Genomic DNA, 18,516 nt, shown 5'->3' with positions numbered 1-18,516 from the left:
AGCCCCATGTCCACTTGCGACTGTTCAGCGGCAGGTGACTGGCAGTCGCTAGCGTTGGGGGTCAGGAGAACAAGCGACAATCATGAGTGAGCTCCAGCGTCTGAAAGGGTTGCTCCCCCCGGAGATGCAGAGCTGGGTGTTCGTTGAGGCAGCTGCTGCCGTGGAGCCTGCTTTGATCACTCTTGAGGAAATCGGCAGGGACGAGGTTGAGATCCAGGTTGATCTCGACGCCTGGGACAACCTCGCTCTCGACCACCGCAATCTGTTGTTCTGGCATGAGGTGGGCCGGATTCAGAACGACACCATTCCACGCGATGGCTGGGAAATGGCAGCCCTTGCCATCGGCCTTGGCGGAGCCATCGGCGAACTCTGGGTGCAGGACGGTCTGCTGTTGTTCATGGCTCTGGGTCTGTCGGGATTCGCCGGTTACCGCCTCTACCTGAAGAACAATGCGGAGAAGCGGCTTCGTGATGCGATCTCGGCTGATGAGAGAGCCATCGATCTGGCCTGTCGTTTTGGCTACAGCGTCCCGAATGCTTACAAAAGCCTTGGCGGCGCTTTGAAAGACCTCGTCGAAAAAACGAGAAAGAAGAAAAAACGCAGCTTCTACGAAGACCGGCTGGAAGCATTACGCAAGAGTGCAGGGAAGGCTCGCGCTGAAATGGCGCAGCAACAAGGATCCCGTCAGTCCGTCACCAGCGAAAATGTCTATGGATAGCGAGCAGCTCGCGGAACTTGCAGCCGACGCATGCGACGACCGTAAGGCGGTGGATATCCAGCTCATTCGAGTGGATGAGGTCTCAAGTCTGGCCGATTGGATGGTGATTGCCGGCGGCCAAAGCGATGTTCAGGTCAGAGCGATTGCACGATCCGTTGAGGATCGGATTGAGGATGAGCTCAACAGACTCCCCCTTCGCAAGGAAGGAGTCAACGAAGGTCGCTGGGCTTTGCTGGATTACGGCGAACTTATCGTGCACGTGCTCCAGCCGGGTGAACGTAGTTACTACGACCTTGAAGCATTTTGGAGTCACGGGGAACGTCGTCCCTACCTAACGTCCAAAGTTGTTGTCGATTGACAGGCAGCCCGGCATGGCATCGAGCATCCCCTGCCCTGTTCCACCTGAGCAGAGACCTCAGGAGGAATTTGCTCAATTCAGTCGTTCCTGGTTTTTTGCCTGGCCCTGCACAGCGCAGGTTTCTCTGGACAGGGCCCTGCTGATCAGCTGGTTGCTGATTGCACCGATCACCGTTCTGGTGGCCAGTGGCAGCTGGACTCTGCGCCACGATCCAGTGCGTTTGCTGCTGGCCGGAGGAGTTGGTGCTCTTGTGATGCCGATGCTGCTGCTGGTCAGACAGTGGCTTGGCTGGACCTATGTCCACAAACGCCTGTTGTCCGAAAAAGTGGAATACGAGGAATCTGGCTGGTACGACGGCCAGGTGTGGGAAAAACCAGTGTCCTGGAGGGAACGTGATCTCCTGCTCGCTCAGCATGAAGTCAGACCGATCCTCGGCCGCCTTGGCAGGGCGATGGCCCTTGTCACTGGCCTGATGCTGGGTGGAGCCAGCATCTGTCAGGCTCTCTGAAGCACAGAATCATCAGGGCATGTCGATCCCATCGGGTTACCGCGGCTCGGCGCGCTCCCTGAGTACAGCGCCTCTGGAAGTCCGGCTGCGGCGAGGGTCCTCGATCGAATCCACCCACACTGTGCATGCCGTTGTCTGCGACAGCCGCGGCCGTGTGCTGATGAGAGCCGGACAACCAGACTTCGAAACCTTCATTCGCTCGGCGCTCAAACCCTTCCAAGCGCTGCCACTGATCAGCAGCGGCGCATCCGAAACCTACAGCTGTGGTGAACGTGGCATCGCCATCAGCTGTGGGTCCCACTCAGGCACAGCTGTTCATGCGCGTGAAGCGTTCAGAATGCTGTGGAATGCGGAGCTGGAGAGCAGCAACCTGCAGTGCCCCGTTCCTTCGGGTTGTTCAAGCCCTCTTGAACACAACTGCTCGGGCAAGCATGCAGCATTTCTGATCACAGCCCGAAAAATGGGATGGCCGATCGAAACCTACCTCCAGGGAGATCACCCTCTGCAGCAGGAGATTTCACGGCGAGTGGCGGAACTGCTTGGACTGCCCCCGGATGAACTGGTTGCTGAACGCGATGACTGCGGCGCACCCACACTGCGCCTTCAGCTTGATCAGATGGCGCTGCTGTTCGCCCATCTCGGATCTTCTGCCCATGCGGAACTGGAACAGATCAGCCGGGCGATGCTGGCCTACCCCGAATTGGTGGCTGGAGAGGGGCGCTTCGATACGGAATTGATGCGACGGTCCCATCATCAGGTGATCAGCAAAGGGGGTGCCGAAGGGATTCAGTGCCTGAGCCGAACAGGTGAAGGCCTGGGCGTGGCCATCAAGGCTGAAGATGGCGCCAGACGAGCCAAACAGGCCGTGGCTCTGCATCTGCTGCGTCAGCTCGACTGGATGACGCCCAGTGGACTGAAGGAACTCGAGGAGCAGCTGCTGATCCTCAACCCTGGTGTTCATCTTGATGTGGAGGGTGAGCTGCGCACCTCCTGACCACAATTTAGTGGTGTCTTCGATCACCAAGTTGTATGATTAAAAGGCCGACGCGGGGTAGAGCAGTCTGGTAGCTCGTCGGGCTCATAACCCGAAGGTCGGGAGTTCAAATCTCCCCCCCGCCACCACATTCAAGAGCTCCGTGAAAGCGGAGCTTTTTTATTGAATTTGCTGATCTCAAGTCGGCAAACGGCTTGCTTTAAACGCAATGCCTGCGTTGGGAAAGCGAATTCAAAATGTTGCTGATGAAAGCAGCACTCCTGTTGCAGATCGACCCGATATTGCAGGCGAAATTCATGCTGACAGCCTCCATAAGCGACAAAAATTTAATGGCTAATATTAGGTAAAAAGTCATCACTATTCACGAAATAAGCACGCCTGAATCAAGCATTTTCCACTGATTCAACGGCTGACTGAATCAAACCAGGAATCTTTTCCATCTGATCTGCTGACTCGCAGCAGGTTCACCGATCATCTTAATGACACCTGTCAGAGGCACAGACATTCACACCAGCTCTCGCAGAATCGACGTGAAGCAGAACCGCAAGGCAACCCCCAACCCAGCGCGTCATGGCCAAAACCATGCGGGGAGTCATGGTCATTGGCCAGAGCTGCAGTGCCCATCGGAAACTATCTGTTGGTCATCGTGATGCTGTGCCTTTGAATCCGTTCGAAGCGATTGTGATTGGGTCAGGTGCCACAGGCGGGGTGGCCGCAATGACCCTCGCTGAAGCAGGACTCCGGGTTCTGGTTGTGGAAGCAGGTCCGAATCGATCGATCGCTGAAGCCTTCGGCCGAGAACCGGGCAACAGCGTCAAACGAGCCGAGGGTCTGCTCAGCGGACGCCACCGACGTCAGGCCAGACACCCCGGCTACTGGAAACAGAATCCCGACCTGTACGCAGATGAGCGCCAGTACCCCTATAGCACACCGGATGATCAACCCTTTCTGTGGACGCAGGGCCGGCAGGTTGGCGGCCGCAGTCTCACCTGGGGAGGCATCACTCTGCGGCTCTCTGACTACGAATTCCAAGGCGCTGATCAGGATGGGTACGGCCAGAACTGGCCCATCACTCATGCCGATCTCGACCCTCACTACAGCGCACTCGAGCAGCTGTTTGAAGTCCGTGGAGGGCGGGATGGTCTTGAGCAGCTCCCTGATGGTCGGACAGCACCGGCGATACCGTTCATGCCTGAGGAGGAGCGGTTCCGAGAGCTGCTGACCAAGGAACGCGGCATCCCCTTCATTCATTCACGGGGATTTGAGGCCCACCAACGCAGTGAGACCTCCCTCTGGCCGAGATCGAGCAGCAATGGCTCCAGCCTTCAACGTGCTCTCGCCACGGGTCGGGTGGAAATTCTCTCCAATTCCATGGCGGAACGGCTGGACATGGATCCAGCAGGCGAACGAGCCAGCGCTGTTGTTGTGGTGAATCGCAGCACTGGAGAGCGTCAGCGACTGGAATGCAATCTTGTTGTGGTCTGCGCCTCAACGATCGCCACGCTCCGCTTTCTGTTGCAGTCCGAGAGACAGGCAATATCCGGTGGGTTCAATGATCCCTCTGGCCTCCTTGGGAAGGGGGTGATGGACCACGTGTCCTGCTGTCGGTTCTTCTCGGTCGCCAGCGAAACCGGACGCGGTGCGGCTCAGCAATCCGACCCATCCAGCACGCTTTCAGGAGCAGGCAGCTTCTTTTTACCGTTCGGCAATGCCCCAGAGGTCTGCGCTGGTCGCCCCTTTCTACGCGGCTATGGAATCTGGGGGGCCATCAACCGATTCGATCCACCCTGGTGGCTCAAACGCAATCCAGACAGGCGACTTGGCTTTCTGATCGGCCACGGCGAGGTGCTTTCAGACATCAGGAATCAGGTTTGCCTCTCCGAACGCTGCGATCCACTGAACGTACCGATGCCCCACATCAGCTGCCGGTGGAGAGCTAACGAAAACGCCATGGTGCGAGACATGCAGGACACGATTGAGGACTGCATCAACGTTGCCGGGGGTGTATCAACCTCACTCGCAGATCAACTCCACCTTCCGCTGGTGAAGCCTCTTGTTGGCAAGGCCCTCGCCGCTCAGGAGGATGCACCTCCTCCCGGTTACTACATCCACGAGGTCGGAGGAGCGGCCATGGGAGCCAGTGAGGAACACAGCGTTGTTGATCGCTGGAACCGTCTCTGGCGCTGTCCCAACGTGCTGGTGGTGGATGGAGCCTGTTGGCCCAGTTCAGGCTGGCAAAGCCCGACACTCACAATGATGGCGATCACCCGCAGGGCTTGCCAGGCGGCCGTTACGCCTGGGAGCGACTGAAAAGATCATCGAGATAGCGCTCGGTGACAGCGCGCTCGGAACAGCCGTTCTGGAACAGGAACTGCGCCAACGCCGAGCTCATCACCTGGTATTGATCCCAGGCCGGATTGGATCCGATGAAGGCTTTCAGGCCCTGGTAGAGAACCTCAGGGATTTCAGCCTCAAGGCTCACGAATGGTGATTCACCATCAGCGGACAAGGCCTGCTGCGAATCCATGCAGCGTTGCAGGTGATTGCGATTCATCCGCGCTTCAGCGTCCCAGTTCAAGCAACAGAAAGCCACACAAAGGGGTCGATCGTCAAAGCGCTGAACAGACTGCCGCCGAATACTGATCTCAAACGAGACTCATTGCGGCGCAGAGGATTGCCCCTCAAAAAGAATCCAGATCACAAGTCAGTGGTTGAGCGGGGGCTGCTGTCAAGTCACGAAAAGCACCGGAGTCCAAAACCACAGCTTCAGCCCCAAAGCGACTGACCACAGGAAATGGCAGTGGAAAACCATCCTGAACCTGTGGAAAAGCCGGACCTTTCTCCACACTCCAGCGACACATCAGCCACGCTTATACAGCTTAGTCTCACAAGACTCAGGTAAGACAGAGACGTCTGAGCACGTCGTTTCAACTGAATTGCTTCAGGTTTGAGGCTCGGTCGCCTGCTGTGATACGAGCCGACGCAGCGTGATTGGCCCAAGCGGGTGTTCAGCGTGGGGGTAGGGATGATGCCCATGGTCATGGCTGTGATGTTCATGGCTCTGATGGTCATGGCTGTGACCGTGGGCATGCTCATGGTCGTGAGGGTGGACACCGCCCACAGGGATTGGAATGCCGTCGGGTTGACAAACTCCGGTGCACTCCCTTTCACAAAGAGCGCAAGCTTCCGTAAGCCCCTCGACGTGGTGGTGATGACTTGATTGGTCAAGGCCCACTTCCTGTTCAAAACCCAGTACCTGAGCCCTGTATTTGCAGAGAGAGCAGTTCATGGGGGCTTCACCGCCCATCACCTCCTGAACCCGCTCCATGAAGGTGTCCAGAACCAAGCTGTGATCACCCAGGTAGGAGGCGTTGACAAAGTCAATATCCGGATGGTCGTCCGCAACCCGTTCGGTGTGTTGCCGGATGCGGCTGACCAACACTCCGGAAAACAGAAAATAGGGAAACACGATGATGCGCTTGAACCCAAGCTTCACCACATGACGCAGCCCGGGTTCCACCAGTGGAAACGTGACTCCCGAATAAACGGTTTCTCCCCAGCCGAAGCCAAAACCCTCCACCAACATCCTGGTGACCTTGGCAACGTTGGAATTGGCGTCCGGATCGGAGGAACCACGTCCGACAACCACAAGCATGGTGTCGGAGAGGTCAACACTGGATGTCCTGTTCAGAGCCTCCTGAATCCGAGCTCCTGCCGCGGCGATCATCAGCCTGTCCACGCCGAGTTCACGGCCGTAGTCGATCTCCAGTCCGGTTTCAGCGCTGTACGTGTTGAGAACGGAAGGGATGTCGTTCTTGGCGTGTCCGGCGGCAAACAACATCGCCGGCACGGCAAGCACCTTGACGACGCCCTGCTCGCGCAGCCTTTCCAGACCATCTCTCAGGATGGGCCGTGCGAATTCCAGAAACCCATATTCGACCGGCAATCCCGTAAGACGCTCTTTGAGTCCGTTGGCCAGCCCCTCAAACTCGGCAACCGCCAACCGGTTGCGACTGCCATGACCACAGATCAGAACTCCATGTTTGGTTGCAGCAGGAGCAACGGTCTGCTGGGTCACACGTGCGGTGCATCTGTATCAAACCTATTCGCGGCCGTAAAACAAAGACCATGAATCCGCTTGCGAGTGACGCAAAAACCCTCGGTTGCCTGACTCCCGGGCCGGAGCTGTTGAAACAGCTGATGTTGCAACCGCTCGCCTCAACACCCCTGCGGGTTTGCTCAGGAGGAAGCACCAGTCGCTGCGCAGGCAACGGCTGCTGGACCGTGGATCTGCGACGACATCGGGAAGTCAGCTATCACCAGGACTCCATGGAGGTCGAGTTCGGCACCGGTCTGACGATGGGCGAGCTGCTGCTGAGCTTGCGAGCATCTGAGCGCAGCATTCCCATTGGACTCTCCGGCCTGACCGGAAGCGGCTTCATCCTCACAGGAGGGATGGGTCCCCTGAGCCGCTTGCAAGGACTTGCTCTGGATTCCATCACCGCAATCGAGGGAATCTGGGGGTCTGGTGTGCCCTTTGCCCTTCAGAAGGATCAAACAACAGAGGGTGACCACCGCTGGCGGGGCCTGATGGGTGCATCCGCTTTCCTGGCTGTCGTGACGCGTCTACGTCTGCGCACGCAACGACGCCAACCGCTGCGCGTACGCCATGGCTTGATCGATCCGTCACAACTGCCAGAGCTGATCAACATCGCGGAGGGCTGGCCTGAAACCTGCAGCCTGCAGTGGAACTGGGGCGACAGGTTGGAGATCTATGCGGTGGACTGCAGCTCCGAACAGCCCACACCACAAACGCTGAAAGACCTTGACCCCATCCTTGGAACAGGTCAGCAGGCTGTGATCCAACACTGCATGGATCAACTTGAGCAACCGACTTTTGGCCGTCTCGCCTCTGAAACCACTGATTCCATACCGTTTCACAGCGAAGTGGTCGCACGGTTGGGGCCAGCTATGGGGCCGGAGGCAGGGCCGTTGATGCAGCTCCTGAGCTCGCGGATGCAGGAGAGACCGCATCGCGGATGCCGCATCAGTGCTCAGCAGCTGGGTGGTGCGACAACAAGAATCGGCCGCAGGAGCACATCGTTCATCCACCGAGACTCCGTCTGGAAACCCTGGATCACAGCGGCCTGGACTCCAGGAGATCAAGCCGAGCGACAACAGAGCCTTCAGTGGATGCATCAGGTGAGTAAAGACTTCAGCACGACATGCCCTGGGGTGCATCTCGCGCAGCTGCATGACCACCTGCCCAGCCACCAAAGCGAACTGGTTGATGCCTTCGGCGAGTGGTTACCGGAACTGCGCCAACTCAAGAGCGAACTGGATCCGCAAGGACGATTGCCACCGCTCTGAACTACGGTCCCAGCACTCAACAGATGATTGATGGCCTCAGGATCCGTGCCCCGGCACTTGAATCTCGGCTTCGGTAACCCAAGCAAGGATCTGCTGTCAGGTCTCGTCGTGGCCTTCGCGATGATTCCGGAGGCGATTGCGTTCTCCGGCATTGCCGGAGTGGATCCGCAGGTCGGCCTGTTTGGTGCCTTCCTGCTTTCAATCACGATCGCTTTCGTGGGTGGGCGCTCGGCGATGATCACCTCAGCCACCGGCTCCACAGCGCTGTTGATGACCGGTCTTGTCGCAACCGGAGAGGCGCGCGGTGAAGGGCTGGGATTGACCTACCTCCTGGTCGCGGGGGTCGTGACAGGAATCCTGCAGATTCTCTGGGGCTGGCTGCGTCTGGCCTACCAGATGCGTTTTGTGCCGCTTGGGGTGCTCAGCGGCTTTGTGAACGCACTGGCACTGCTGATCTTCCAGGCACAGTTTCCCCAGCTGGGCATCAACTTGCACTTCGGAGAAACGACGGAGGTGAGCGGCCATGCCCATGATCTTCTGCCTCACGGCAATCAGCTGCCAATCATCTGGGGACTGGTGCTGCTGGGTCTGGTGATCATCTACGGATTGCCGCGCCTGACACGACTGGTGCCATCACAACTCGTGGCCATCATTGTTTTGACGGGGATCTCAATCGGTTTCAACTTCGATATCCCCACCGTCAGCAGCCTTGGCGACCTTCCAACCGGACTACCGGTGCCGAGCTGGCCCTTTGGTTCGCCTGACAACTTCAAGGTGCCCTTCAATCTCGAGACCCTGGGAATCGTGCTGCCGACAGCACTGGCCATTTCACTGGTCGGCCTGATGGAGACCTTCCTGACCCAGGACATCCTCGACGACCGCACTGACAGCAACTCCAGCAAAAATGTGGAAGCCAGAGGTCAGGGCATCGCCAACATCGTGTCCTCTCTTTTTGGCGGTATGGCGGGCTGTGCCTTGGTTGGTCAGTCGGTGATGAACATCGACAACGGCGGACGCACCCGACTGTCCACACTTTTTTCAGGGGTCAGTCTGCTGGCGATGATTCTGCTGGGTCGGCCATGGCTCGAACAGATTCCCATGGCGGCGCTGGTGGCGGTGATGATCAGCATCGCAGTGAGCACAGCTGATATCGCTGGACTTCGCAGCATCCGAGTCATCCCTAAAAGCGATACAGCTGTGATGCTGATGACCTTCGCCGTCACCATGCTCACGACACCCCACAACCTGGCGCTTGGGGTGATTGCTGGGGTCGCTCTGGCAGGCATCCTGTTCAGCCGCAAGGTTGCCAAGGTGATTCGCGTTGAGTCAGAGGATGTGAATGAGGAGATGCGTCGCTATGTCGTGAGCGGTCAGTTGTTTTTTGTCAGCAAGATTTATTTTCTGCAGGGGTTTGACATGCATGACCACCCCAATCAGATCACGATTGATATGTCTGCAGCTCATGTTTGGGATCAAAGCGGTGTGAGTGCACTGAACCAGGTCATTCGCAAGCTTCAGCAAGGTGGGTCCAATGTTGAGGTGCTGGGATTGAATGAGGAAAGTCTTAATCTGTTCGAACGAATTGGATCTCAGCCAGAGGGAAGTCATGGCTGACATGCAGAAGCCTTGAGGACTGCCATTGGAGCCCATTCATCAAACTGATTCAAGGATTGTTGTTGTAAAGCAAACCAAGGCAGGCAGTGAAGTCATTGCGCATTCCTTTTAAGCGCTGCTTAATCAGCTCGTCGCTTGGATGCTCCTGCAGGTAGCGCTCGGTCACATCATTGCCAATGCTCATTACCAAACAAAGTGTCTGAAGATCATTTTCTCTACAGCACGCTGCCTGGCACCCTCCAGCATTACTTTGAGCAGTGCCATCTTGTTGTTGTATGCCTGTCGATCAGACTGCTGCCAACTCAAAACAGGAGAACCAACAGCTGAGATGACAAGCAGCAGTGCAAAGAGCGATCTCGTTCGTAACCGAAACATCTTTCGGTAGTTGTTCAACATCCTCTTGACCGTAGAGATTCTTGCCAAAGAAGGCAGAGATTGATCTCAGAACACTCGAAGCTCTGACAAAATTGCCCCTCACAGACCACTGGCATGACCAAGCGCCGTTCACTTGTTGCTCTCCTTTCCATCGGCCTGGCAATGTCAGCCTGCGCATCTCTCGGTGAAGGCAGCGCTTCCCGAATTGACCTGATTAAGAAGAGAGGTGAACTGCGTTGTGGAGTCAGCGGCAAGATCCCAGGTTTTAGCTTTCTTCAGAGAGATGGCCGCTATGCCGGCCTGGATGTGGATCTCTGCAAGGCCTTTGCTGCAGCGATCATGGGTGACCCCAACAAGGTGCAATACAGGCCGTTAACGGCGCCGGAACGATTCACAGCGTTGAAAACCGGTGAAATCGACCTTCTCTCCCGAAACACAACCTTCAACCTCAGCCGTGATGCCTCAGGAGGCAATGGCGTGACCTTTGCACCCGTGGTTTTCCACGATGGGCAGGGATTATTGGTGCGGAAGAACAGCGGAATCCGCAGCCTTGCAGATCTCAAAGGTCAGTCAATCTGTGTGGGCTCTGGAACCACAACCGAACAGAACCTCAACGATGCATTCCAATCACTCGGACTTCCCTACAAACCGATCAAGTACCAGGATCTCAACCAGGTGGTTGCTGGATATCTCCAAGGACGCTGCCAGGCAATGACCTCAGACCGGTCCCAGCTGGCATCAGCCCGTTCGGGCTTCGAGCGACCTGAAGAGCATGAAATTCTGACGGACGTTCTCAGCAAAGAACCGCTAGCTCCCTTGTCATCCGGTGGAGATCAACGGCTTTCCGATGCGATGCGCTGGGTGGTTTATGGCCTGATCACTGCTGAAGAAATGGGAATCACTCAAGCCAACGTGGACGACAAGCTGCAGGAAGCCCGCGAGAATCCCGATCTCACAAAGTTGAGACGATTTCTTGGCATCGAAGGCGATCTAGGCACCAAGCTTGGGCTCAGTAATGATTTCGTGGTGAACGTGATCAGGGCTACTGGAAATTACGGCGAGATTTACAACCGACATCTGGGACCGGATAGCGCTGTTCCCATCCCACGGGGTCTCAATCAGCTCCATCGCGATGGGGGCGTCATCACTGCACCTCCATTCCAATGAAACGGCAGCGATCTCGCTGGCTGGAACTACTCCTGGTGGTTGTGGTTCTCACCCTTGTGGGAATTCTGGTTAACAACCTGGCCGTGAATCTGATCCGCACAGGACTTGGCCTGAGCTTTGAATGGCTGTGGCAACCAGCAGGATTTGCACTCAGCGAACACACACTTCCCTACCAACCTGGTGACAGCACAGCCTGGGCTCTGCTGGTGAGCTGGCTGAACAGCCTTCGGGTGATTGCCTGCAGCATCGTGTTTGCGACAGTGCTTGGTGTTGGTGCTGGCGCAGCCAGACGCAGCCTCAATCCTCTGTTGCGTCAGCTCGCGGGGTTGTATGTGGGCTTGATCCGCCAGATTCCACTGCTCTTGCAGCTGCTGTTCTGGTATTTCGTGGCTTTTTTAGGGCTTCCCTCTGAGCCTTTAGCTCCCATTGGTGCTCTTATACGTCTGTCGAATCAGGGCGTCAGCATCCTGGGGCTCACTCTGAGCGTGGAATTCTCTGCCGTTCTGGTGGGTCTGAGTGTCTTCACTGGTGCAGCAATCGCTGAGGTGGTTCGTGGTGGGCTCGACTCGGTACCGCGGGGACAATGGGAAGCCTTCCGCAGCCTTGGCATCGGCGAAGCCCTTGGACTGAGACGAGTTGTTTTGCCCCAGGCTTTACCGGCAATTCTTCCCGCACTCAGCAGTCAATATCTGAATCTGGCCAAAAACAGCACTTTGGCAATCGCTGTTGGATATGCCGATCTCTATGCCGTGAGTGATACGACAATCACCCAGACCGGCCGTGCCATCGAAGGATTTCTGATTCTTCTGCTGAGCTTTCTGGCCCTCAATCTGCTGATCAACGGAGGGATGCAGCTGCTCAATCGAATCGTGGTTCATCCAGCACAACGGACGTAACATCCACGAATCACTTCTCGGCCCATGAATTCCCGTCGCATCGCCGCAGTGCTGCTGATGATCGCCGCAGTTGCGGCGATTTTGCTGCCATTTGCATCAGCCACGCTTCTCACAATCGGACTTGGTGGTGTCGCATTCGCCGCTGGTATCGGTCAGTTTCTCCGACTGGGTGATGAAACCAGTAACCAAGGAAAACTGTTTCGTGTTCTGTCGGCACTGCTGTACGTCGGCGGCGCAATCTTCATCCTGGTTGATCCAATCGATAGTGAAGTCAGCCTCACCCTCTTTGCTGGTATCTTGCTGCTCGTTGAAGGTGTGATGGAGCTTGCCTCCGGTGCCAGTGCATCCGGTCCAGTCCGCGGTCTCAGCATCATTGATGGCTTACTCACCAGCCTCATTGGTGTTCTACTGGTAGTGGAGTGGCCTTTCGACAGCCTCTGGGCGCTGGGGACACTGTTCGGTGTTGCCCTCTTGATGTCCGCACTCAACCTGTTCAATTCACCAACGGAACAGCCTGGGAACTGATGAGCGGGTCCCGAACTACGTATCGGAAGCGACTTCTCCAGGCAAGACGTCATCCACTCCAAACCCTGCTCAGCGTGGTGATCCTGGCCGTGATTGCTTGGATCATCTGGTCAACGGGCTCCTGGCTAATTCTCGGAGCTGACTGGTCTGTCATTACAGAGAATCTGCCGCTGTTCGCCGTTGGGGCCTATCCCGAAAACGAGCGCTGGAGACCCTTACTTTGGCTTGCTCTTCTCTGCCTGATAACGGCAGTCACCTTGCTTCGACCACTAATCGCCTCCAAATGGCGCATTAGTGGTTTAGCGCTCTCATGGGGCTGGCTCGCCATGCTGCCCATTGGCTTGGTCTTGCTCGCTGGAGGAGCAGGGCTGCAGGCGGTGACCTCAAGGAACTGGGGTGGTCTGACCCTGACGCTGATGCTGACGGGCTTTAGCGGTTTACTGGCTCTGCCTTGGGGAATCCTCCTGGCTCTGGGGCGCAGAAGCAAACTGGCCCTGCCACGCCATCTCTGCCGCGTTTACATCGATGGGTTGAGAGCCGTTCCGTTGATTGCCGTGCTCTTTTTTGGGCAACTGCTACTTCCCTTATTTCTTCCGGTCGAGATCGAGATCAATCGTGTGCTCCGAGCCGTCTTGGCTTTCGCACTCTTCGCAGCCGCCTATGTAGCCGAGGATGTTCGTGGAGGTTTACAGGCCATCCCAAGCACCCAACTCGAGGCGGCTGCGGCACTGGGGCTGGGCCCATGGCAGATCCAACGACTGGTATTGCTCCCCCAGGCACTGCGAGTGGCAGTGCCGGCACTCACCAATCAAGCCATAGGCCTGCTTCAGAACACCAGCTTGATGGCCATTCTTGGTCTGGTGGAGCTGCTGGGAATCAGCCGCAGCCTTCTGGCCAATCCGGCTTATATCGGCCGGCACCTCGAGACCTACATCTGGCTTGCAGGGTTGTATTGGCTGGTGTGCACCGCTATGGCTCTCATGGCTCGCCAGCTTGAACGTCAGGGCCCCTCATCCGCCACTTCAGCCATCCCCTCATGACCATTGCTGTCAGAGCCCAATCAATCACCAAAAGCTTCAACGGGTCACAAAAAGCCCTCGATCAGGTGGACCTCAGCGTGAAGCACGGCGAAGTGCTGGTGGTGATGGGGCCATCCGGTTCCGGCAAAAGCACGCTGATTCGCACATTCAACGGACTTGAAGCGATCGATTCCGGGCAGCTGGAGATCGTCGGCATCCCGCTGGATACGGATCAAGATGAACGCCAGATCCGACGGATTCGACGCCGGGTGGGAATGGTCTTCCAACAATTCAATCTGTTTCCGCATCTCTCAATCCTCGACAACATCACCCTCGCGCCGATCCGGGTCAAAAAGATCGGCAAAATCAACGCAGAAGAACGGGCTCACGGTCTGCTGGCACAGATGGGCATCGCCGATCAAGCGATGAAATATCCAGCTGAACTGAGTGGGGGACAGCAACAACGGGTAGCGATTGCCAGAGCGCTGGCCATGGATCCAGAGCTGATGCTGTTTGACGAGCCCACCAGTGCACTTGATCCCGAAAGGGTCAAAGAAGTACTGGATGCAATGCGCCGGCTTGCTGCCGATGGCATGACGATGATTGTCGTGACCCATGAACTGGGATTCGCCCGTGAAGTGGCCGACCGGGTGTTGTTCATGGACGCAGGCCGGGTGGTGGAATTGAGCGACTCAACCACGTTCTTCACTCAGGCAAAAGAGGAACGAAGCCGTCGTTTTCTCAATCAGATGAAGCACTAGATCGTCAAGCCAGTCTTGGCCTCACAGCTTCTAATTCGGAAGGTGGGAGAGAGCCAATTGTTTGTGCGAAGTGATCTCTACTGGATGAAAAATAACCGCCAAAGCCAAGGATCAAAGAGAGATTAAGGCTGAGTCAAATCGTCCCCAACACTGGTAGGTTTTGCGATAAGAAGGAATGGGTAGATTAGCTGCCATTAGTCATCACCAAGCCTGGAACGATTCAGCCTTGGCAACAGTGAAGGTGGTCCAATCTGTTCCATTGTGAAATGTTGGCCGTAGCTGATCGTTGGTCTCTCAGAGAAAAAGCGTCTTCGCTTGGGAGCCCAGACACGTCGGACTGTGCAGAGGATTAAGCTGCGGCAATGGAGCACAACGCGCACGGCTTGGATCTGCCACTCCGGAGCGGGCGGCCAGTTCAAACTGCTGAGCGTTTCTGGTTCTAACAAACTGCGCATGATGGAACGAAGCCATCGGTGCAACACTGCAGGCCACGGAGCCAGCAACATGGCCACCGTGGCTTCTGCGACGCGCTGGTTGCTTTCAGCGCTGGCAAATAGTTCAACATTGGCGCGCTGATTGAGCTCCATCATTTGCCGCAAACTGCGTGGACGTTGCTTAAGGTTCATCAGGCTGCCCACATGATCCCAGAACAAAAACAAAGCCTCTTGCTCTCGGGGGTGAAGAGCTCTCCAGCCGTAACTCTCGATCCAGCGAATCGGTTCGGCCACGAAGCCGGAGAGCACATAGGCGTAATCCTCCTGGCGAATGGCATAGGTGGAGTGAATCCGATTGAGGCGTTGGATGATGGCTTGCCCCCTAGGGGTATCAGGACCAAGCCGCACCAGTTCTGCCACGATTAAGGCTGTGTCGTCGTAACGCTTACGAGGACGTTGCTCAAACTCACCGGTCTGGTGCAGTAAGCCTGAAATCGAAGGCAAACAGAAGGTCTTAAGCAAGGCCAGTTCCAGTGCCCGGTTCATGTCCCATGGGAAAAGCAATCCCACCAGATCGCGACATCGCTCCAGGACGATTGGATCCAAGGTCTTCTCCGTTTGTTGACCGGAGACTGGTTCTGATCCAGAACTTGTCATGGATGCTTTCTTGGCTGAAGGGTTGTTCTGCGCTTTGGGGCACGGTGTGTGATCAACAGTGGTCCTAGTTCACCATCTTCAACGATCGGTGCCTTAGCAATCGTTGGAGCGATCGTTGATGCCAAAACGCTGCTGCTGAATTAGAAGGCAGCGGTTCGATTCGGGTACTGATGGATGGAAGATTGATGACCACTTAAAAATAAACCAGAAGGCGAGTCATTCGCCTTCTCAACCACCATGCGGCATTGTGAATACGCGTTTTGTTAACGAACTTCCCTTCAGTACTAGACCGTGAACTTAGGCATGCGCCTCATTCTCATCGATCAGTTGTTGGACAAGTGCTGAATCAAGATACGCTCTAACTTCCACAATCGTCTCGCCGTTGAATCGCACAACCCAGCAATAGCGATTGTCAAATCGCATTCCACTTTTAGCGAAGGCATAGGAGCGCAACTCCACCACCGCCCAGTCACCATCAGTGAGCACATTCTGGACATGCAGCTGAGTGCCCTCTTGAAGAATTGTGTTGAGCCTTGCAAAAGTATGGGTGAAAAACTCGTTCTTTGATTGATAGTGTCCGGCGAGTGGGTGAGTGCCCTCCACTGTCCAGTCAACATTCTCTGCAACACACTCAAAAAACTTTTCTCCATCACCTGACTCAAGAGGCGAGAAGATGCGGCGAACAGTGTCTGCATGAATGGTCATGTTGACTCCAGGGATCGAAGAGGCATCAGTTGGATGCACCATCTCTTCATAATGCCCAAATTTCCACAAAATCGCCCGTATTGTTGGTTGAATTCGAATCGATCAACAATTCAGCACATGTGCTCTCATGCCGAAAGCAATTAGTGGCCAACCTTCAGGCCAAGACCCTGACCCTGCAAAAACATTCATCGTTTTCGAATGGTTGCCTGTGGAAGCTCTTTGCGCTTAAAACGCAGCCAAAGATGGAAAACAGGCTTCACGCTTAACCATTCCTTTGATAGCGATGCCCTCGAGACGGTATCAATACGCTGAATACAGAAAAACCATCAGCAACTGAGATCATCCTGTTTGCAGAATGCCCGAGATCTATTGCCACTACGAGGAGGCAAGAAACCATTGATCAAAACAATTTCAAAAGCCAAAAACCGCCTAATACGTTTTTTCTTTTGATCATTCATTACAGAGATTTTTAATCAATCTAATTTATAACATTTAAGCCAACATGCTATTTCGAGCCTGCAAGACAAGAATGCTAATCAACAGGACAATCAGACTCCTTAAAAATCAACTGACCAGCGGGACCAATCACGATTGGCCCTTCTCGCTTAAAGACAACTACACAGCCTGAGCCAAAACGAACCGTCGCATTTCTAACATCAACAGATTCAAGAGAACTAGCAACCTTAGGGTGATCTTTGATGAACTTCGTCATTGCTTCCAAGTCAATAACATTCTGGTATCGAGGTGGAAGTGCAGACTGCACTGGCAAGCAAGTACTTAACAGCGTTGCGATTGAAAACGAACCCAGAACAAGCTTTAAACCTCCAATATTGCGCACTTCAGCTTTCATTTTTATTCATGCGAGGATACAAAATGGGTCGGCAAAATTTGCACTTATCACTATAGCCTTGAAAGAAATAATCCATACACCCCGGGTCAATCAAATCCTATTGACAAGCTTATTTTCCTGTTGGAGTCATCTTTGGTTTTGCCTAACAAGTGAGTTGGCCGTCATTGGATGAGCTTCGTGCACACTGATCAAAAGCCACCCTTCATCACTTGAGGAACTGGATCAGCTGAGAGCTGCAGTCCCACATGCTCCGAAGCGCACCGGTGATCAAGCGTTGCTGTCACCGACAACCAGCCAGTGTTCAGCTGGTGCACTTGCACTCAACGTTGCAGCTGACCCAACAACCTCAACGATCAGAGGCTCCGCGATCCTTCATCCCTGCAACGGCGCGCTGATCTGGCGTTGCAACCAGCCCAGCAGATCAGGTTTGATCAACAACTGATGCTCAGAAGCCTGTTTTTTCCCAAAGGCATGGCCATGGTGAAGCTGGGCTCCGCCCCTATGCACCAGCGTCTCCTCGTTCCCAACCGTCAACAACAGCATTGGACTTCATGAGCGATTCCCGGAACCATCCACTCACCAATGGAGGATCACCAGAGATCTCAACCTGGTGGCGGGATCGGGTTTCAAAGCTGATTGTGGAAGACCGCAAGCAAGACGCTGCAAGCCTCTATCTCGAGTTCTGCCGTCCGGAAAGCCGGGCAATCGAGCTGTCGGTGCATCCCCACCACTAAGGCGCTATGGGCCAACGAGAACGGGTCCAGCAGCTTTGCGAAGACCACGCCGATGATCTCCGCAACCTGGCGGTCAGCGTTGCCCAACATCCAGGTTGGGACTTGACACTGCCCGTGGCCGTCATCGATGCCCGTTCCGACAGGAGACGGTTTCATGTCACCGCAGTCGGAACGATCGGCAATGTTGTTCGGGTCTCCACGACCATCGACCATCCGTTGATGCAACAGCTGTTCGAATTGATCCAAACCCGAAGCGATGACTCGGCTTTAGAGCTGATGCTCAGCAATGCCGACAACGGAGAGGAGTTTGCAGCCGTGTTCGAGATGTATCGCGAAGAACGCAGCGCTGGAGCACCTCTGTGGAGCGCATCGGATGCTGCTTCGTTCGTCGTCAAATCCAGGGAAGCATTCGATGACCGTGAGCTCGCAATCGTGGCCCTTCTGCCCAGCGATCCACATGATGTTGTGACCTTTGGCATCCCGCTCCGGTATTACGGGATCTCAACAAGCTGAACCGGGGTGCTGGGCTATCAGCCGTCAGTCAAGACTGAAGATCCACCCGAGCATGCAGGCGCAGCAGCGCATCTTCTGCAGCCGAGAGCTCACGCTCGGTCAACAACCAACGCTCATTGCCGAACGGAAGACTGGCCACCTGATCAGACAGTTCCAGCTGCAGCTGCTGGCACCGCTCAGCCAGCGTCGCGCTGAGCTGAAGGAAATGCCGTTGAATCAAGCAGGAGGGTGCAGCAATGGTCAAAATGGCCCCTTGGAACGGACGGATGAGATTCTGGCACAAGAACCTGGATACAAAAGCTTTTTGATCGTCCCCCA

Annotated in this window: 22 protein-coding genes and 1 tRNA gene; 15 read left to right on the top strand and 8 right to left on the bottom strand. The window is 55.5% G+C overall.

The genetic code is table 11. From position 1 onward, the window contains the following. Positions 1 to 82: 82 nt before the first annotated feature. The 6 genes from SIB73_RS02960 (at position 83) to SIB73_RS02935 (ending at position 4,888) form a co-directional block, all read left to right on the top strand. Positions 83 to 718 carry a DUF3318 domain-containing protein gene (locus SIB73_RS02960; protein WP_066905371.1) on the top strand — a complete coding sequence of 212 codons (636 nt, stop codon included), beginning with the start codon at positions 83 to 85 and terminating at the stop codon, positions 716 to 718. Beyond that, complete coding sequence (gene rsfS / locus SIB73_RS02955; RefSeq protein ID WP_413403064.1) at positions 711 to 1,076, top strand: ribosome silencing factor; 366 nt, start codon at positions 711 to 713, stop codon at positions 1,074 to 1,076. Before SIB73_RS02960 ends, rsfS begins: the two co-directional genes overlap by 8 nt. Positions 1,077 to 1,089: 13 nt before the next feature. Beyond that, a complete protein-coding gene (locus SIB73_RS02950) occupies positions 1,090 to 1,584 on the top strand; it encodes a CGLD27 family protein (RefSeq protein ID WP_413403065.1) in 495 nt (164 codons plus the stop codon). A 19-nt stretch (positions 1,585 to 1,603) separates the two neighbouring features. Further along, on the top strand, positions 1,604 to 2,578 hold the full coding sequence (locus tag SIB73_RS02945) for an asparaginase (protein WP_413403067.1): 975 nt from the start codon (positions 1,604 to 1,606) through the stop codon (positions 2,576 to 2,578). A gap of 51 nt (positions 2,579 to 2,629) precedes the next feature. Beyond that, positions 2,630 to 2,706, top strand: a tRNA-Met gene (locus tag SIB73_RS02940). 526 nt (positions 2,707 to 3,232) lie between these two features. After that, positions 3,233 to 4,888 carry a GMC oxidoreductase gene (locus tag SIB73_RS02935; RefSeq protein ID WP_413406466.1) on the top strand — a complete coding sequence of 552 codons (1,656 nt, stop codon included), beginning with the start codon at positions 3,233 to 3,235 and terminating at the stop codon, positions 4,886 to 4,888. Here the strand turns inward: SIB73_RS02935 and SIB73_RS02930 are convergent. Then, the gene (locus tag SIB73_RS02930; protein WP_413403068.1) at positions 4,869 to 5,132 is read right to left on the bottom strand and encodes a DUF2811 domain-containing protein; all 264 of its coding nucleotides are present in this window, start codon (positions 5,130 to 5,132) and stop codon (positions 4,869 to 4,871) included. The genes SIB73_RS02935 and SIB73_RS02930 overlap by 20 nt on opposite strands. Before the next feature lie 387 nt (positions 5,133 to 5,519). Next, a complete protein-coding gene (locus SIB73_RS02925; RefSeq protein ID WP_413403069.1) occupies positions 5,520 to 6,656 on the bottom strand; it encodes a sirohydrochlorin chelatase in 1,137 nt (378 codons plus the stop codon). A gap of 50 nt (positions 6,657 to 6,706) precedes the next feature. Between SIB73_RS02925 and SIB73_RS02920 the strand changes: the two genes are divergently transcribed. Further along, a complete protein-coding gene (locus SIB73_RS02920; RefSeq protein WP_413403071.1) occupies positions 6,707 to 7,948 on the top strand; it encodes an FAD-binding protein in 1,242 nt (413 codons plus the stop codon). Positions 7,949 to 7,978: 30 nt separating this feature from the next. After that, positions 7,979 to 9,562, top strand: a complete 1,584-nt coding sequence (locus SIB73_RS02915; protein ID WP_413403073.1) for a SulP family inorganic anion transporter — start codon at positions 7,979 to 7,981, stop codon at positions 9,560 to 9,562. Between the two features lie 49 nt (positions 9,563 to 9,611). Here SIB73_RS02915 and SIB73_RS02910 read toward each other — a convergent pair whose 3' ends face one another. Next, positions 9,612 to 9,746 carry a hypothetical protein gene (locus SIB73_RS02910; RefSeq protein WP_413403075.1) on the bottom strand — a complete coding sequence of 45 codons (135 nt, stop codon included), beginning with the start codon at positions 9,744 to 9,746 and terminating at the stop codon, positions 9,612 to 9,614. 305 nt (positions 9,747 to 10,051) lie between these two features. Here SIB73_RS02910 and SIB73_RS02905 point away from each other — a divergent pair, with 305 nt between their 5' ends. The 5 genes from SIB73_RS02905 to SIB73_RS02885 are packed head-to-tail and all read left to right on the top strand — an operon-like array spanning position 10,052 to position 14,305. Continuing rightward, entirely contained in the window at positions 10,052 to 11,104 is a 1,053-nt protein-coding gene (locus SIB73_RS02905; protein ID WP_413403076.1) for an amino acid ABC transporter substrate-binding protein, read from the top strand. Continuing rightward, positions 11,101 to 12,000 (top strand): ABC transporter permease subunit, encoded by a 900-nt coding sequence (locus tag SIB73_RS02900; protein ID WP_413403078.1) that lies wholly within the window; start codon positions 11,101 to 11,103, stop codon positions 11,998 to 12,000. The genes SIB73_RS02905 and SIB73_RS02900 overlap by 4 nt, the downstream gene beginning before the upstream one ends. Positions 12,001 to 12,024: 24 nt before the next feature. After that, entirely contained in the window at positions 12,025 to 12,525 is a 501-nt protein-coding gene (locus SIB73_RS02895; RefSeq protein ID WP_413403080.1) for an HdeD family acid-resistance protein, read from the top strand. After that, positions 12,525 to 13,565 carry an amino acid ABC transporter permease gene (locus tag SIB73_RS02890; protein ID WP_413403081.1) on the top strand — a complete coding sequence of 347 codons (1,041 nt, stop codon included), beginning with the start codon at positions 12,525 to 12,527 and terminating at the stop codon, positions 13,563 to 13,565. The genes SIB73_RS02895 and SIB73_RS02890 overlap by 1 nt, the downstream gene beginning before the upstream one ends. Then, positions 13,562 to 14,305, top strand: a complete 744-nt coding sequence (locus tag SIB73_RS02885) for an amino acid ABC transporter ATP-binding protein (RefSeq protein WP_413403083.1) — start codon at positions 13,562 to 13,564, stop codon at positions 14,303 to 14,305. The genes SIB73_RS02890 and SIB73_RS02885 overlap by 4 nt, the downstream gene beginning before the upstream one ends. Before the next feature lie 194 nt (positions 14,306 to 14,499). Here the strand turns inward: SIB73_RS02885 and SIB73_RS02880 are convergent, their stop codons facing one another. The 4 genes from SIB73_RS02880 to SIB73_RS02865 form a co-directional block, all read right to left on the bottom strand. Next, on the bottom strand, positions 14,500 to 15,345 hold the full coding sequence (locus tag SIB73_RS02880) for a DUF2236 domain-containing protein (protein WP_413403085.1): 846 nt from the start codon (positions 15,343 to 15,345) through the stop codon (positions 14,500 to 14,502). Positions 15,346 to 15,693: 348 nt separating this feature from the next. After that, complete coding sequence (locus tag SIB73_RS02875) at positions 15,694 to 16,101, bottom strand: nuclear transport factor 2 family protein (RefSeq protein WP_413403086.1); 408 nt, start codon at positions 16,099 to 16,101, stop codon at positions 15,694 to 15,696. 532 nt (positions 16,102 to 16,633) lie between these two features. After that, the gene (locus tag SIB73_RS02870) at positions 16,634 to 16,951 is read right to left on the bottom strand and encodes a hypothetical protein (RefSeq protein ID WP_413403088.1); all 318 of its coding nucleotides are present in this window, start codon (positions 16,949 to 16,951) and stop codon (positions 16,634 to 16,636) included. A 372-nt stretch (positions 16,952 to 17,323) separates the two neighbouring features. Continuing rightward, a complete protein-coding gene (locus tag SIB73_RS02865; RefSeq protein ID WP_413439703.1) occupies positions 17,324 to 17,485 on the bottom strand; it encodes a hypothetical protein in 162 nt (53 codons plus the stop codon). 17 nt (positions 17,486 to 17,502) lie between these two features. Between SIB73_RS02865 and SIB73_RS02860 the strand changes: the two genes are divergently transcribed. Beyond that, complete coding sequence (locus tag SIB73_RS02860) at positions 17,503 to 17,685, top strand: hypothetical protein (protein WP_413403091.1); 183 nt, start codon at positions 17,503 to 17,505, stop codon at positions 17,683 to 17,685. 6 nt (positions 17,686 to 17,691) lie between these two features. Then, positions 17,692 to 18,198 (top strand): hypothetical protein, encoded by a 507-nt coding sequence (locus SIB73_RS02855; RefSeq protein ID WP_413403093.1) that lies wholly within the window; start codon positions 17,692 to 17,694, stop codon positions 18,196 to 18,198. Positions 18,199 to 18,226: 28 nt separating this feature from the next. Here the strand turns inward: SIB73_RS02855 and SIB73_RS02850 are convergent, their stop codons facing one another. Then, the gene (locus tag SIB73_RS02850) at positions 18,227 to 18,418 is read right to left on the bottom strand and encodes a hypothetical protein (protein WP_413403095.1); all 192 of its coding nucleotides are present in this window, start codon (positions 18,416 to 18,418) and stop codon (positions 18,227 to 18,229) included. Positions 18,419 to 18,516 lie beyond the last annotated feature (98 nt).

The organism is Synechococcus sp. MIT S9509, assembly GCF_047303035.1.
Classification (GTDB): Bacteria; Cyanobacteriota; Cyanobacteriia; order PCC-6307; family Cyanobiaceae; genus Synechococcus_C.
The sequence above is the reverse complement of the archived record's forward strand: the minus strand, read 5'-3'. Positions and strand labels throughout refer to the sequence as shown.